Origin of the sequence: Streptomyces sp. NPDC002896 (genome assembly GCF_040295225.1) — a bacterium.
In the GTDB taxonomy this organism is placed as follows: Bacteria; Actinomycetota; Actinomycetes; order Streptomycetales; family Streptomycetaceae; genus Streptomyces.
This window is the reverse complement of the sequence record NZ_JBEOVA010000043.1, coordinates 26,516-41,968: the sequence shown is the minus strand read 5'-3', so window position 1 is coordinate 41,968 and position 15,453 is coordinate 26,516. Positions and strand designations below refer to the sequence as shown.

10 protein-coding genes and 3 pseudogenes are annotated in these 15,453 nt (G+C 70.3%); 12 read left to right on the top strand and 1 reads right to left on the bottom strand.

Features of this window, described 5'->3' with window-relative positions:
* Positions 1-59 precede the first annotated feature (59 nt).
* The 10 genes and pseudogenes from ABT009_RS41710 to ABT009_RS41665 form a co-directional block, all read left to right on the top strand.
* Positions 60-1,319, top strand: coding sequence for an ROK family transcriptional regulator (locus tag ABT009_RS41710; protein ID WP_351306919.1), 1,260 nt, complete (start codon positions 60-62; stop codon positions 1,317-1,319).
* Between the two features lie 60 nt (positions 1,320-1,379).
* Positions 1,380-1,463 carry a putative leader peptide gene (locus tag ABT009_RS41705; protein ID WP_351306944.1) on the top strand — a complete coding sequence of 28 codons (84 nt, stop codon included), beginning with the start codon at positions 1,380-1,382 and terminating at the stop codon, positions 1,461-1,463.
* 163 nt (positions 1,464-1,626) lie between these two features.
* Complete coding sequence (locus ABT009_RS41700) at positions 1,627-3,213, top strand: ABC transporter substrate-binding protein (protein ID WP_351306918.1); 1,587 nt, start codon at positions 1,627-1,629, stop codon at positions 3,211-3,213.
* 2 nt (positions 3,214-3,215) lie between these two features.
* A complete protein-coding gene (locus ABT009_RS41695) occupies positions 3,216-4,160 on the top strand; it encodes an ABC transporter permease (RefSeq protein ID WP_351306917.1) in 945 nt (314 codons plus the stop codon).
* Positions 4,161-4,168: 8 nt separating this feature from the next.
* Positions 4,169-5,041, top strand: a complete 873-nt coding sequence (locus tag ABT009_RS41690) for an ABC transporter permease (protein ID WP_351306915.1) — start codon at positions 4,169-4,171, stop codon at positions 5,039-5,041.
* On the top strand, positions 5,038-6,963 hold the full coding sequence (locus ABT009_RS41685) for an ABC transporter ATP-binding protein (protein ID WP_351306913.1): 1,926 nt from the start codon (positions 5,038-5,040) through the stop codon (positions 6,961-6,963). The genes ABT009_RS41690 and ABT009_RS41685 overlap by 4 nt, the downstream gene beginning before the upstream one ends.
* Positions 6,960-7,736: pseudogene (locus tag ABT009_RS41680) on the top strand (SUMF1/EgtB/PvdO family nonheme iron enzyme); the annotation flags it as partial. The gene ABT009_RS41685 and the pseudogene ABT009_RS41680, both read left to right, overlap by 4 nt.
* 211 nt (positions 7,737-7,947) lie before the next feature.
* Positions 7,948-9,555, top strand: a complete 1,608-nt coding sequence (locus ABT009_RS41675) for a transposase (protein WP_351306911.1) — start codon at positions 7,948-7,950, stop codon at positions 9,553-9,555.
* Between the two features lie 368 nt (positions 9,556-9,923).
* Positions 9,924-10,664 (top strand): annotated as a pseudogene (locus tag ABT009_RS41670) (sulfatase/phosphatase domain-containing protein); the annotation flags it as partial.
* 247 nt (positions 10,665-10,911) lie between these two features.
* A pseudogene (locus ABT009_RS41665) lies at positions 10,912-11,310 on the top strand (arylsulfatase); the annotation flags it as partial.
* Between the two features lie 136 nt (positions 11,311-11,446).
* Here the strand turns inward: ABT009_RS41665 and ABT009_RS41660 are convergent.
* Positions 11,447-13,240: an endo alpha-1,4 polygalactosaminidase gene (locus ABT009_RS41660; RefSeq protein ID WP_351306909.1), complete on the bottom strand. Its 1,794-nt coding sequence runs from the start codon at positions 13,238-13,240 to the stop codon at positions 11,447-11,449.
* 915 nt (positions 13,241-14,155) lie between these two features.
* Between ABT009_RS41660 and ABT009_RS41655 the strand changes: the two genes are divergently transcribed.
* Together ABT009_RS41655 and ABT009_RS41650 are read left to right on the top strand one after the other, a co-directional pair.
* Positions 14,156-14,800: a CBS domain-containing protein gene (locus tag ABT009_RS41655; protein WP_351306908.1), complete on the top strand. Its 645-nt coding sequence runs from the start codon at positions 14,156-14,158 to the stop codon at positions 14,798-14,800.
* Between the two features lie 276 nt (positions 14,801-15,076).
* Positions 15,077-15,433: a hypothetical protein gene (locus ABT009_RS41650; RefSeq protein WP_351306906.1), complete on the top strand. Its 357-nt coding sequence runs from the start codon at positions 15,077-15,079 to the stop codon at positions 15,431-15,433.
* Positions 15,434-15,453 lie beyond the last annotated feature (20 nt).

Below are 15,453 nucleotides of genomic sequence, written 5' to 3'. Positions count from 1 at the left end.
GGGCATCTTGAGTTCCTTCACTCCCGCTCACGCCACCTGATGTCTGCGAAAGGACCGTCATGCACACCCCCTCCGATATGCGGCTGGCGGCGCATGCCACCGCACCGGGTACCCGCACCTCCGGTGACGGCCGCCGCGAGGCCAACGCCGCCGCCGTTCTGCGCGCCGTGCTCGACCACGGTCCGGTGGCCCGCAGCGGCATAGCCAAGTTGTCCGGGCTGAGCCCGGCGGCCGTCTCCCGGCAGTGCACCGACCTGGCGCGCCTGGGGCTGATCAGGGAGATGCCCGAACTCGTGGCGTCAAGCGGCGTGGGCAGACCCCAGATACCGGTCGATCTGCACTCCGGTACGGACGGCGGGCCGCTGACGGCGGGAGTGCACATCGGAGTGCCGTATTCGACTTTCGGTCTCACGGATCTGCGCGGCACGGTCCTGGCCCGGCGGACCTTTCGGCACGACGGGATTGCCGCCTCCGCGCTGTCAGAAGAAGTAGGACGGGCGCTGGCTGCGTTCCTCGCCGAGCATGCACCGTCCGGCACCAGGATCCTCGGGGTCGGCGCGGCCATCGGCGGGTGGGTGGACCCGGAAACCGCAACAGTCGTGCGGCACGACGCCCTCGGCTGGCACCAGCGCCCGCTGGGGGCAGAGCTGCAGCGGCACACCGGCCTGCCGGTACGCGTCGACAACCACGCACGCGCCGTCGCACAGTCCGAGCTGCTCTTCGGCCGGCCGGCCGCGCGACGCTCACTGGTCCATCTGTTCATCGGCAACGTGGTAGATGCGGCGCTGGCCATCGCCGGGGTGGTGCACCGCGGGCCGGGGTCCGGCGCGGGCGACGTGGCCCATCTGCCGGTGCCGGAGAGCGCGGTTAAGTGCCCGTGCGGGCGGACCGGCTGCCTGGAGGCGACCGTCTCCGACACGGTGCTCACCGGGCGCGCCGTGGCGGCCGGCATCGTCCCGGAACCCAGTGCCGCGCTGCTGGTGGACGCCGCGGCGGCCGGGGACCGCCGCGCCGACACGCTGCTGCGGGAGCGGGCGCGCGCGGTGGGCCGGGCGACGGGACTTCTGCTCGACGTACTCAACCCCGACCTGGTGATGGTCACCGAGCACTCGAGCCTGCTCAACCCGGAGTATCTGGAGGAAATCCGGACGGCCGCGACCACTCACTCACACGTCTGCGACAACCCGGAGCGGATCGTGATCCCACATGCCGGACCCGCCACAATTCTCGTGGCGGCCGCCACCGTGATGCTGAATCCCCTGTTCAGAAGCCCGCTGCAAGCTTTCAGCAACACTGCCGCAACGATCCTGTCACCCTGACAAGTCCCTTTAATCCTCGGGATGTTGACCCTCGGCGACGACCGCTGACATCCTGCTCACGTGAACCCGGACCCGCACCTCGTCTCCCGCCGGCACGTCGACCTGTGTCGACAGGCCAGCGCGGTCTGTGCCGTCCGCCGCTGATTCACTGCTGACGTACCGGGCGCGTCCAACCGCCCGGGCTCTTTCCCACGGGCCTTCCGTCGAGCCTTCTTTCCCGTACACGCGCCACTGATCGCGCCATTGCCCGGCGAGCCGCGTACGGGTAATTACTTCCTGCCGAAGCGAAATGAATAGGGCTTCCACCATGCGTACACCCTCTCCCCTGCCTCTGGATCAGCTGTCCCGGCGCAGCGCACTGCGTGCCGCAGGCGCCGGCGCTCTGCTGCTCGGAACGGGCGGCGGGCTCGCCGGCTGTCGTTCGGCCGTCGACACGGGCGAGAAGGTGGGCGGACCGAAGCGCGGCGGAACGCTGACCATCGGCGTCAACGTTGATTTCACGCCCGCCCTGCTGTTCACACAGAGCGGGCAGTCGCTGCAGCAGCGGCTGATCTACAACACCCTCATCCGCTACGACGACAAGCTCAAGCCGCAACCGGAGCTGGCCAGTTCCTGGGAGTACGCCGCCGACGGCCGGAGCATCACACTCAAGCTCCGCGAAGACGTGACGTACCACGACGGCCGCACGTTCACCGCCGACGACGTCATCTTCGCCGTTCAGAACCTGCAAAAGCCCGAGCGCTCGGCCCAGTTGGCAGCCACGGCCAGAGCGGTGAGCGGCTTCGAGAAGCGCGGCGACCATGAGCTGGTGGTGAAGCTGGCGCATCCGGTGAGCAATCTCTTCGATCTCTTCGAGTTCATGATCATCACCGACCGGCACACCGTCGACGACGCCGTGAAGGGCAAGAAGCTCAACGGCACCGGCCCGTTCCGGCTCAAGAAGTGGCAGCCGGGGACGGGGCTCAGCCTCACCCGCAACGACACGTACTGGATACCGGAGCGGCCGTATCTGGACGCCGTCGAACTGCGCGTCTACACCCAGCCGGACGCGCTGCTGTCCGCGCTCCGCTCGGGTCAGGCGCAGCTCTCGTACAGCGCGTCGGGCAAGTATCTCGCCACGCTCAAGGGCAGTGGTGACTTCACGATCAAGCAGTACGCCACCGGCAGCGGCGCCGTGTACGTGGGCGCGACCGTCGACGACTCCCCGGCCGACTCCAAGGCCTTCCGGCACGCCATCGCCTACGCTGTGGACCGGGACCGGATCGTCGAGCAGGCCCTGGGCGGATACGGCCTCGCCTCGGCAGCGCCCTGGCCCAAGTCCTCGCCCGCCTACAGCGAGGCCAATCGCAGCCACTACACGTACAACCCGGGCAAGGCCCGCGAGCTGCTGAAGTCCTCCGGTGTGTCGACGAAGCAGACCCTGACGCTGGGCCACCCCAACGTTGCGCTGTACACCGCGGCCGCCGAGATCGTGCAGTACGACCTGGAGCAGATCGGCATCAAAACCGAGCTGCAGCCCTTCGACCCCGCCGCGTTCCAGAAGAAGCTGATCTCCGGCACCATGCCGACGCTCTGGGTCAACGGCCACGCCTTCGCGCAGGTGCAGCCCTCCACGCTGGCCGTGAGTGCCTACCCGTTCAACGAGGCCAAGAACACCTCGCACTTCCGCTCCGACGAGTACACGGAGTTGGTCCAGGACGCATGGCGGCAGAAGGACGCAGACGGGGCGAAGGCACGCGCTCTCTACCAGAAGATCTCCGACCTGCTCCTCGACGAGGCGTTCATCATCGATCTCGCCGTCCTGGGCTCGGTGCAGGTGGCCGCCAAGAAGCTGCAGGGCCCGACGCTCAACAAGTTCTCATACCTCAACCTCGACGACGCCTACCTGGTGTGACCATGCGCGGATACCTCCTCAAGCGGATCCCCTCCGCGCTCCTGGTCCTGCTCCTCGCCTCCTTCCTGATCTTCGCCATCTTGCGACTGGTCCCCGGCGACGCCGCCGAATCGCTCGCCGGGCCCGACGCCTCCCAGGCGTCCGTCGACGCCATCCGCCACCAACTCGGCCTCGACCAGCCGTGGTTCACGCAGTACGCCACGTGGATCGGCGATCTGCTCCACGGCGACCTCGGCCCGTCGTACTCCATCGGCGGGCAGGTCGCCGATCTGATCGGCGACGGGCTCGGCGCCACCGCCGAACTCACCCTGGGCGCCCTCTTCTTCACCGTGGTCATCGGTCTGCTGCTCGGCGTGCTCGGTGCCACCTCGCGGCGGCGCCCGGTGCGGGCGGCGGTACGGGCGCTCACCACCGGGGCGCTTGCGGTGCCGCCGTTCGTCACGGGGGTGCTGCTCGTGCTGCTCTTCGCGGTGGCGCTCGGTGTGCTGCCGTCCGGCGGGCGGGTGGGACTTCTGCAGGCGCCCGATCTGGAGGTGCAGTATCTGCTGCTGCCCTCGCTCTGCCTCGCCCTCCCCAGCGCCGCCGTGATGGGCCGCTATCTCAAGGACAGCCTGGAGCGCGCCCTCGGGGAGGACTACATCCGCACCGCCACCGCGGCCGGGGTCTCCCGGCGCAGGCTGCTGTGGCGGCACGCCATGCCGAACGCCCTGCCACCCGTCGTCACGCTGCTCGGCATGCAGACCGGCCAGCTCCTCGGAGGCGCTGTCCTGGTCGAGGCCATCTTCGCCTGGCCGGGGCTCGGCCAGCTCGCCGAACAGGGCCTGACCCGCCGCGACTACCCGGTCGTCCAGGACCTGCTGCTGCTCCTGGTCGCGGTCTTCGTACTGGTCCAACTGCTGACCGACCTCCTCTACGTCCTGCTCGACCCGCGCATCAGGTGGGAGTGATCGCCGCCATGACCACGCTCTTGCTCGCCCAGGGGCGGAAGCGGCCCGCCGGAGCCTCCCGCCGGCCGCGCCACCCCTACCTCGCCGCCCTCGGCACCGCACGCGGCCGCGTCGGACTGGCTCTGGTCGGCCTGGTCGTCCTCGCCGGGCTGCTCGCACCACTGCTCAGCGCCCACAGCCCGACCGCCCAGAGCGGCGGGGCACTCCTGGCCCCCGCCAGTCCGGGGCATCTCCTGGGCACCGACGATCTGGGCCGCGATCTGCTGAGCCGGGTGCTGTACGGCATCCGTACGGATGTGGAGGTGATCGCGCTTGCCGTTCCGCTGGGCGCTCTGCTGGGCTACGCGTTCGCGTTGCTCGCCGCGGTGCACCCGGTCCTGGACACGGCGGTGCAGCGGCTCTTCGACCTCGTGCTGGCCTTCCCTGGACTGATCCTGGCGCTCGCCATCACGGCCGTGCTGGGGCCGGGCAGGCTGCCGGTGATCGTCGTGATCGCGCTCGCCGAGATCCCGGTCTTCGGACGGCAGTTGCGCGCCGGGATCCTCATCCAACGCGAACGGGAATACGCGGTGGCCGCGCGGGTCGGCGGCACCGGCCGGGCCCGGCTGCTGATCCGCCACATCCTGCCCAACTGCGCCGACCCGCTGGTGGTGCAGATCGCCGTCTCCCTCACCGTGGCGGTCTTCATCGAGGGGGCGATGAGCTTCCTCGGCGTCGGCGTCCGCCCGCCCGAGCCAACACTCGGCAGCATGCTCAGTCAGGCGCTGCCCTACCTCGCCCAGGCCCCGCACTTCGCCGCCGGCCCCCTGCTCACCGTCACCTTGCTCGTCCTCGGCCTCTCGCTGCTGTCCGAGGCCCTGAACCGGGAGATTCGCCGATGACACCCCCTCTGCTGGAGGTACACGGCCTCAGCGTCGACTTCGCCACGCCCGATGGCGCCGCCGTCCATGCCGTACGCGACGTGAACTTCACTCTGCGGCGCGGCGAAACCCTCGCCGTGGTCGGCGAGTCCGGCTCCGGGAAGTCCACCACCGCACTGGCGCTGATGCGCATGCTGCCGGGCACCGGCCGGATCACCGCCGGCTCCATCCGCCTGGCAGACACCGACCTGACCGCCGCCAACGAGGACGAGCTGCGCGCGGTACGCGGCGCCCGAATCGGGATGATCTTCCAGGACCCGATGACCTCCCTCAACCCCGTCCTGTCGATCCGCAGCCAGCTGGACGAGGTGCTGCGCGCCCACGGCCAGGGCGACCGCGCCGCCCGCCGGGCCCGCGCCGAAGAGCTGCTGGACCTGGTCGGCATCCCCGACCCACGGCGCCGCCTGGACGACCACCCGCACCAGTTCTCCGGCGGCCAGCGCCAGCGCATCCTCATCGCGATGGCCCTGGCGGGCGGGCCGGACGTCCTGCTGGCCGACGAGCCGACCACCGCGCTCGACGCGACGGTGCAGGAACAGATCCTGCAGCTGCTGACGAAGCTCAACGAGGAGACCGGCACGGCGCTGGTCCTCATCACCCACAACATGGGCGTCGTCGCCCGCACCTGCGCCCGCGTGCTGGTGATGTACGGCGGGACGGTCGTCGAGGACGGCCCGACAGCCGAGGTCCTCACCCGCCCCCGACACCCGTACACCGCCGGGCTCCTCGCCGCCGTACCCCGCCTCTCCTCACCCTCCGGCACCCGCCTCACCGGCATCCCCGGCTCCCCGCCCGACCTGTCGCGGCCGCTCGTCGGGTGCGCGTTCGCGGCCCGCTGCGCGCTCGCCGACGAACAGTGCGTGAGCAAGACGCCCGCGCTGGGGACAGCCAAAGACGGCAGCCGTGCGGCGTGCTGGCACCCGGACCAGCTGGACGCCACGGAATCCCTGCCGCCCGTACGTGCCGTGTCGCCCCGTCCAACCGTGCCGACTCGTGCATCCGTGCCGGCTCTCGGTGAAGCCGAGCCGAAGATCGAGGGAGGGCCTGTTGATCTCTCTCTCGCCCCCGCGGCGCCGCTGCTGGAGGCGTCCGGCCTGCGCAAGGAGTTCAAGGGGCGCGGCAGGGCGGGCCGCCGCGATCCGCTGGTCGCTGTCGACGACGTCGCGCTGCGTCTGCACGCCGGCGAAACCCTCGGGATCGTCGGCGAGTCCGGCTCCGGCAAGTCCACCCTGGCCCGAGTCCTCGCCCACGCGCACCCCGCCGACGGCGGCACGCTCAGCCTGCGCGGCGAGGATGTCACGCGTCCCTCCCGTACCGCGCTGCGGGCCGTTCGCCGCCAGGTGCAGATGGTCTTCCAGGACCCGTACGCATCCCTCAACCCGCGCATGACGGCCGGCGACATCATCGGCGAGCCCCTCCTCGTCCACGGCCTCCACCGGGACCGGGCCGCCCGGGAGCAGCGGGTCGCCGAACTCCTGAAGCTCGTCGGCCTCGACCCGGAGGCGGCTCACCGCCTCCCCCGGTCCTTCTCCGGCGGTCAGCGCCAGCGCATCGGCATCGCCCGCGCGCTGGCCCCCGAGCCCTCGGTCCTGATCTGCGACGAGCCCGTCTCGGCGCTCGATGTCTCGGTTCAGGCGCAGATCGTCAACCTTCTGTCCGATCTGCAGCGCGACCTCGGCCTCGCCCTGCTCTTCATCGCCCACGACCTGGCGGTCGTACGGCAGGTCAGCCACCGCATCGCGGTCATGCACCAGGGGCGGATCGTCGAGACGGGACCCGCGGACGAGCTGTGCGAGTCCCCGCAGCACCCCTACACCCGGGCGCTCCTGGCCGCCGCACCCGACCCTGTCCCGACGCAAGCCCTGGGAGCGTCGGCCGCATGACCCGCCCCGTCGAACTTGGACTCGTCCCTGCGGCGTCCCATCCCTGTTGCGCCCCACGACGTCCCGCGCCCCGCAATGCACCGGCCGTACCCAGCGACCGCCCGCCAGCCGGGCGTCCAGCGACGCCGATGGTCGAACTCCCAGGCGGCACCTTCCTCATGGGCGACGCCTTCGACGAGGGCTACCCCGCCGACCGTGAGGGCCCGGTGCGGCAGGTGACACTCGCCCCGTTCGCCATCTCCCCCACTGCGGTGACCAACGCCGAGTTCGCCGCCTTCGTCGACGCCACCGGGCATGTCACCGACGCCGAGCTCTTTGGCAGCTCCTTCGTTTTCCACCTTCTGCTGCACCCCGGGGCTGAGAAGCATGTGCTGGGCCGGGTCGCCCAGGCTCCCTGGTGGCTGGGAGTCGCCGGAGCGACCTGGCGCGCACCGGAAGGCCCCGGCTCGGACATCGGGGACCGGGCCGACCACCCCGTGGTGCACATCTCCCACAACGACTCCCTCGCCTACTGCACCTGGGCCGGCACCCGGCTGCCCACCGAGGCCAATGGGGTCTCCCCTGCTCGAGCGAAGCCGAGAGCTTGGGGAAGGGAGTACGCGGCCCGCGGCGGCCTGGTCGGCGCCCGGTATCCGTGGGGCGACGACCTCACCCCCGGCGGCCGGGAGCGCTGCAACACCTGGCTCGGCGAATTCCCGCACCACTCCGATCGGCCCGGCAACCGCACCGGCACCGTCCCCGTCACCTCGTACGAGCCCAACGGATTCGGCCTCTGATCGGCGGTCCGCGCAGCCTGGTGCACTACCCGCGAGGCTCATGTATTTCCTTTGGGATCCGTTGTGATGTGTCGTCGGTGGGCGTCATGCCGTGGGTCCGGGGCCGGTGTCGGCGTCCCGTACGTGAGTGCGTGTGTCGAATGCGTGACCTTTGCGCGGGGGTGTCGTTGATCTGGTGACAGCATCACGGGCGGGGATAGGGGGGCCGGTGAGTCGGAGGCTGCCGCTCGGCGAGGGAGAGACGTCCCGTACCGCCTGCGCCCGTGGCCTGCTGCGGGCGGGCGTGGTGGAGAGGACGGGCGAGGTGCTGTCGGCCCCGGTGCTGGCACAGCGGGTGGGCTGGGCTGCCGGTCTGGTGTCCGGTATGGCCGCCGAGGTGCTGGCCGCGCACTGGAATGCCGCCGATGTGGACGCGCTCGCCTCCGGTGAGGACGCCGACGGGCGGGCGCTGCCGTCGAACGCGTGGATGGCGCTGCGCCGCCTGGGCTGGAGCGTTACGCCACCTCAGGGCGTCCGCGTCAACGACCGCATGGTGCGCATGGCCCAGGAACAGGCGGGGCGTACGCTGCGGTCGGTGAAGTGGCGGGCCGATCTGACCGCCGGAATCCTCAAGACGTGGCCTGCCGACCCGGGCAGGCGCACCCCGCAGGAGTGGGAAGCCGTCCGCGGGGCCGTCCCCGGCGGCCAACACCTGCCGTCCAGCGTCATCTCCTCCCGCACCCGGCAGATCGCCGCCTTCGTACGCAGTCACGGCCGGTTGCCGGCCGACGTGTTCGAGCTGGAGGCCACGCCCCGCATGGCACAGGTGCTGCCGCTCTCGGCCTGTGACGGGCAGCAGGCCACCCTCGCCCGCGCCGACGATCCGGGCCGGACACTGCTGCGACTGCAGCTGCCCACCCGTCCCGATCCGCGCTCCTACCAGGACTGGACGTGGGTGGCCTGCCCCATCACGCTGCCGCCGACGATCCCGCCCTGCGCGCTGCTGCACCTGCCCACGCTGCGTGTTCACGAGGACAGGGTGCGCGCCGATCTGGCCTACACCCACGCCGTACCGAAGGCCCGGCGCACCGGGCACACGATCGCGCTGGGCGTGGACTGGGGCCTGAATACGCTGCTCAGCGCGGGCGCGGTCCGGCTCCACGACGACGGGAAGATCACCGCTGTTGGCGCGGGCGGGATGTTCCGTGCCGCAGGCGTCCTGGCGAAACAGCACCGGCTACGCCGCGAGTTTGAGCACCTGCACGCCAAGACCGACTACTACCAGCGGCTCATCGGCGACACCGACGGGCATTCCCTGACCGGCAAACACGCCGTCCTGACCGAGGAGATCCGGCACCTCTCCAACCGCCGCTCGAACCTCAACGACGCCCTCGCCCGGGCTGCGGCCCGCTGGACGGTCGATGAGGCCATCACCGCCGGCGCGACGGTGATCTATGTCGAAGACCTCCGCTCGATGGAGGCCCGCAACATGGGCCGCACCCTCAACACCCGCCTGTCCCAGCAGATACGCGGGCAGATCGTGCAGCGGATGCGGCACCTGGCCGCCGAGGCCGGCATCGCCGTAGTCACCGTCCCCGCCCGAGGCACCTCCCGGCACTGCCCCCGCTGCCTCACCCCACTTGCGCCACCGCAAGGCCCCCGACCGACCCACGACGCCGGGCTGGAAATGGGCCCTCTGCCCCCACCCGGACTGCGGCTGGCAAGGCGACCGCGACACCGGAGCGTGGCAACGCATCGCCACACGCGGCCTGACCCACCAAGCCAAGACGGTCACCGACCGCGCCAACGGCATCCTGGCCATCCGCTCGGTGGTTGACAAGGTCGAAGCCCAAGCCGTGGTCACCCCGACGACGAAGGCCAGCCGGAAGGACCGGTCCAAGACCGGACCCACCCGGCGCAGGACAACACGCCCCACGCCCAGGCGACGCAGGGCACCCTCCCCCACCAGACCCCTCGGTCCGGCGGGCAAGCGTCCGGAGGGACACGCACCAACGGACCGGATGCGGCTGCCCCGCACAGCCCACCGGCACCAGGGCGTGACAACGATCAGCACACCCACCAGCCGACACCGGCCGAGAGGAACGTCGTTGGGCGCGGGCTTCCACCTGCACGCCCACGCCACCCCTCCACGATGGGCACAACCCACGCCAGACACTACGTCTCACATGGGATCGCTTAGCTAATCCGAGACGCTGGGCGATGGCGTCCAACACGCCGTTCCAGCTGTACAAGCGCCACACGTACGCGGGCGGAGTACGGGCGCCGTTCCTGATCTCCTGGCCTCGGCGGCTGCGCCGCTCCCCCCATGACGACGGCATCCGCCACCAGTACCAGTACGTCACGGACATCGCGCCGACCCTGCTTGAGCTGGCGGGGATCGAGCGCCCGACCGAGCGCGCGGGGAGGCCCGTCCAGGAACAGGACGGCGTCAGCTTCGCCCCTGTCCTCACGGACCCCGCGGCCGAGAGCACCCACACCGAGCAGTACTGCGAGATGACCGGCAACCGCAGCTACTACCGCGGCGGCCACAAGCTCGTCACGCTGCACCGTCCGGGCGCCCCCTACGACGACTCCGAGTGGGCCCTGTACGACATCCGCACCGATCCGACAGAGATCCACGACCTCGCGAATGAACGTCCGGACCTCGTGAAGGAGTTGGCCGCGGCCTGGGAGGCGGCGGCCTGGCAGAACGGGGTCTTCCCCCTCCCCGACGCCTCCGGCGCCCTCACCCTTCGCGGCCCCGCCGAGGAGAAGCTGGCCCGCCCGGTCACCCTGCTGCCGGGCACACCGGAGCTGGAGCGCTACCGCTCCTCACGGCTGATCGCCTTCCGCTCCTTCACCGTCACGGTGGAGCTGTACTCGTATGAGCCGGGCGACAGCGGCGTCCTGGTGTCGCACGGCGACCAGGGCGGCGGCTACAGCGTCTCTGAATGGCTTAGCGATCCCATGGGTTACACAGGACCAGAGCGTGTAAAACCGCCCCATGCCGCCAATCGTCTTCGTGCCCTGGTGCCGATGGGCAAAGCCGTCGGCCCGCGTGACACGTCCCTCCGGACGCTGGCGGGCAGGCCGGTAAGACCTGGCCGGGGAGGGTGCCCGACGTCGCCTGGGCGCCGGGCGTGCGCGTCACACCCTGCCACCGCATCACTACGGTTGGCTAATCCAACTGGTGAGCCTGTACGTCGAGGACGGGCGGCTGCGCTTCGCGTACAACGAATACGGAGCTCTGCGGGAAACGGACGCAGGCGCGCTGGGGCCCGGCACGCGCACGATCCTTCTCGCCGCCACCGCCGAGCCGGGTCTGCGCTGGCGCTTCGGTATCACGGTCGAGGGGGTCGAGCGTGCCGCGCCGGAGCCGGTCCATCAGCTGATCGGCATGGCACCATTCCAGGGCATCAGCGTCGGCGTGGACCGCAAGTCGCTTGTCTCCTGGCCGGTGTACGAACAGCACGGCGTCTTCCGTTACACCGGCGCCCTCCGCTCGGTCACCTACCGCCCGGGCACCCCGGGACCGGACTCGCCGGAGGACGTGGCCCGGGCGCTGCGCGCAGCCGCGGCAGCCTTCGAATAATCAGGCAGAGCGCCCACACGGCGCTGTCCGGTTAGGGCATGCCTACCCCCCCCTGTCCCATGCCGGCGGACTGCGGGGCGGGCTGGTCCCACGAACCTGTTCTGCCGTTGGGCAGGTGGCGTCATCAGGTGTGGCGTCAGCAGGTCTGGCGGACGTAGCCGCTCGTGCCCTTGGGCACGACTGACTGGTCGCGAAGGACAATACTCAGTGTGCTGCTCCAGCCGGAGCACGCTGCCGACAGGCCCTTCGCCGTGTACTCCACCACGAGCACGTTGTTGTCGAACGCCTCGGCGAACTCGCCGCACTCATTCCACTGGCCGCACTCCTCCACCACGGCGAAGTCCAGGCCCACGGACGCACGGTCGGGCACGAGCTCCAGGGTGTTCTTCTGTGCGATGGCCAGGCCCTTCTCGTGGGCGTGCACCGCCAGCAGCTTCATGAGCGCCTTGGCCTGGTTGGCCGTGAGGTATTTCGGGAAGCGAGTGAAGGTGTCGTAGTTGTCGGGCTCGACGGCCTTGTACCCCTTGGCCGCGCACTCGTCGATCCAGGTGTTCACCTTGGCGGCGATGCGCTGCCGCTTGGCGTCCGTGCGGATGTCCAGGACCGCCTCGTCCCAGTCCTTGTCGTAGACGACATCCCCGCCTGCGTCGCGGAGCAGCAGGTCGGAGTCCCAGTCACCCTCCGCGCCCTCTTGTGCCTGGAAGGCGTTGATATTGCAGATGTTGTACACACCCGGCGCGGGCGCGTCCTCGTGGCTGCGGCTGACCACCTGCACACCGGTCGGCGGGGTATACGCGCCGCCGATCTCGTAGTCCCACCGCACGTGCTTCGGCGGTAGCGTCACCGTGGCGGCGGACGCGGACGCGTGCGCGGTGGGCGACTGGGAAGTGCTGTTCTGGCGCGACCCGGTTTTCACCGCCGCGATGCTCAGCCCGGTGATGGCCAGGGCTGCAGCGAGGCTGACGAGGGTGAGCCGCCGCCCTCGACGTCCGTGACCGGTTCGAGTCCTGTCCGTTCCCTCCTTCCCCGCGGCGGTGGCCACGCCTGGTGCGAGGGGGCGTGTATGGGAAGCCTGGCGGCTGGTCTCCGCTGAGTCGGCCACTCCCGGCGCGGCCGGCGCGGCGGAATCCGGCAACGTCTGGAACATACTGTGCAGTTCGGTGAGTTCTGGCCGGCTGGCCGGGTCCTTGTCCAGGCAGCGTTCGGCGATGCTCCGCAGCGGTTCGGCTACTCCGTCCAGGACCGGCGCCTCGTACATCACCTGATACCCCGTCAAGTACGGGCTGCTTCCGTCGAACGGACGGTTGCCGGTGGCCGCGTACACCAGCAGCGACCCCAGCGAGAAGACGTCCGATGCCGCGGTGACATCCCGCGGCGCGATGAACTGCTCCGGAGACATGAAGGGCGGGGTGCCGATCAACCGCCCGGTCACGGTGAGGACCTCGTTGTCGACGGCGTGCGAGATGCCAAAGTCGATGACGCGGGGTCCATCCTCGGCCATCAAGACGTTGCTCGGCTTCAGATCACGGTGCACCACACCAGCCCGGTGGATGTCCCGCAGCGCCTCGACAAGGCCCAGCGCGAGTACGCGCAACTCCCGTCCGCGCAGCGGGCCGTCCTTGGCCACGATGTCCGACAGCGTGCGGCCCGGCACATACAGCGTTGCCATCCACGGCCGTTCGGCGTCCGGATCGGCGTCCACCACCGGGGCCGTGAAGGCCCCGCTCACCCGGCGAACCGCCGCGACCTCCTGCCTGAAGCGCGTCCGGAACTCCTCGTCCTGCGCGTACTGCGCGTGCACGACCTTGACCGCGACCCGCCGTCCCGAGGCCGAGTGGCCCAGATAGACGACGCCCATACCGCCACTACCGAGCCGGTCGACCAGCGCATAGCCGCCTATGGACTCCAAATCGCCGGGGCTCAGCGACATCACCGGTCACCTTTTCCATGTGCCGTGCTTCGAAAAGCTGTTCAGGGGCATCAGACTAATACTGAAGTTTCTCGGAAGCCGTCGCTATCGATCAGGGCGAGCGCGGAATCGAGTGCGGTGGCTCAGTCGGGTGATCTCCGGGTGTCTGGTCATGAAAACAGGGCCTTCTGCCCAGCTCGTGGGTGTCGAAGTCCAACCGAGCAACAGACAGACCCTGTTGTTTCAGTCTTCCGTGTCGGTGTCCGCGTCAAGGCCGACGTCGAGTGGGCCGAAGTCCGCGCGTCTTGGCCGGTACCGGGGTGGCTGGAGGGTCCGCGCGGGCAGCCGGAGCTACTGTCACCGGCAGATGGTCGACCAACGCCGCGACCGTCACGATGGCTTGATCGGCGTCTGCCCCCAGGGCCTGGCAGACCTGGCCCAGCAGCGAGAGGGCTTGCGGGCTGGATCGTGCGCAGGGGGGCCGCCGCATGAGGTCCCGGGCGGACAGCTCGGTGAGCGATGCCGCAACGGCGTCCAGCCTGGGCCGCAGTCGGCAGAGGAACCGGCGGGTGGACGAGGCGAGCAATCGGTAAGCGTGCCGAAGATTTGGCAGTCGGCGGTGCGGGTGCGGGTTTCGGCCTCGACGACCCCCAGAGCGAGGACGGCGATGCGGGTGAGTAGGAGCCGTCAGGCAACGGGGCCAGTACGGGTGGCACCGGACACTGATGCAGCGCACCATGAAGTGCGCGCCCTGGTGGTGGCCACTGCCGCACTCCTGGTCGTGGGACCGTCGGCCCTCCCCCGCCAGGCCGAACGTCACTGGTCGCCGGAGCGGGGCGGTGCTGTCATGGGTAGGGGAGACGGCGTGGATGAGCCGGCAGGACCACCGCGGAGGCCGGCACGCCGCCCCGTCGCGAAGCGCAGGAGGCCAATGCCATGCTGCACCGCCGCACGGTCGGTGATGTGATGACCGAGGAGGTCGTCACCCTCCGCCCCGACACACCGTCTCACGAGATCGCCGCCCTGCTGGACGCGAACGACATCGCCGCGGCCCCGGTCGTCGACGACGACGGCGCCCCCGTCGGCGTCGTCACCTCGTCCGACGTGCTGCGGCACGAGACCGGCATGCCCGATCCACAAGGGGAGGACGGCAACGACGAACACGCCTGGAGCAAGGCCCGGGCCCGGACCGCGGGCGCGCTCATGAGCAGCCCCGTCTTCGCCGCCCGCGCCGACTGGACGATCCCCCAGGCTGCCCGGGAACTCCGCAGACGGCACGTCAAGCAGCTGCCGGTGGTCGGCGACGACGGGCTCCTGACCGGCATCGTCAGCCGCAGCGACCTGCTCGACACCTTCATCCGCTCCGACGCCGAGATCCGCGACGAGGTCGAGCAGGACGTCCTGGGGCGCATCCTCGGCCTGGAACAGGGCACCATCGCGGTCGAGGTCCGCGACGGTGCCATCACCCTGCAAGGTCACGTCCCGCAACCGCGTCTCGTCCCGGTGATCGTGGGCCTGTGCCAGGGCCTCGACGGTGTCGTCGCCGTCGAAGCCCACCTCAGCGCCGCCCAGGCGGACTAGGTATCGCGGTCATGACGTCGCTGACACTCGGGCACCTTCTGGCCGCTCGGCCCGGTCTGCTCTCTCTGCTACCGCCGTGCCCGCAGCACGCCGAGCACCTGCGCATCCTGCGGCCACTCGCGGATCCTCGTCGGGCAGGCACCCCACGGCGCCGGGATGTGCACGACCTGCTGCACAGCCGGCGAGCCAGCCGAGATGTACTCCGCCTACAGCCAACCCGGCGACCTGCCGGCTGATGGAAACTGCCCCCGCAGCAGCCAGAGCCAGACGGCCCGCGTGACCGGCCTGCTCACCGCAGAGGACAAGGTCGTCCCCGAGCTACTCGTCCCCGTCGCGCACGTTTTGACCAGCGCGGACAACCCCTACCGCGTTCTCGCATGGCTCAGGCGCAGCCCGGCCGCGCAGCTCTGGGGCCGCCTCGCTCGTCAGCCCGGCGACCTCACCCACGAGGCCCTCGACGCGCTGCCCGAGCGAGCTGCCACCGCGCACGTCCGCGGTCTGCTCGTCAACGCCGGCGTCCTACCGCAGCGCGACGAGAACCTCGCCCTCCTGACGAACGGGCTCGCACGCACCCTCACAAAGCCCCCCCGCACCATGCCACCCTCATCCGCCCGTTCGCCGAATGGCATGTGATCCGCCACGCACGACGGCGC

Excerpts from the sequence above, each read along its gene's own strand:
- ABT009_RS41710 (WP_351306919.1), top strand. The coding sequence starts at position 60 with ATGCACACCCCCTCCGATATGCGGCTGGCGGCGCATGCCACCGCACCG.
- ABT009_RS41700 (WP_351306918.1), top strand. The coding sequence starts at position 1,627 with ATGCGTACACCCTCTCCCCTGCCTCTGGATCAGCTGTCCCGGCGCAGC.
- ABT009_RS41695 (WP_351306917.1), top strand. The coding sequence starts at position 3,216 with ATGCGCGGATACCTCCTCAAGCGGATCCCCTCCGCGCTCCTGGTCCTG.
- ABT009_RS41690 (WP_351306915.1), top strand. The coding sequence starts at position 4,169 with ATGACCACGCTCTTGCTCGCCCAGGGGCGGAAGCGGCCCGCCGGAGCC.
- ABT009_RS41685 (WP_351306913.1), top strand. The coding sequence starts at position 5,038 with ATGACACCCCCTCTGCTGGAGGTACACGGCCTCAGCGTCGACTTCGCC.
- ABT009_RS41660 (WP_351306909.1), bottom strand. The coding sequence starts at position 13,240 with ATGTCGCTGAGCCCCGGCGATTTGGAGTCCATAGGCGGCTATGCGCTG.
- ABT009_RS41655 (WP_351306908.1), top strand. The coding sequence starts at position 14,156 with ATGCTGCACCGCCGCACGGTCGGTGATGTGATGACCGAGGAGGTCGTC.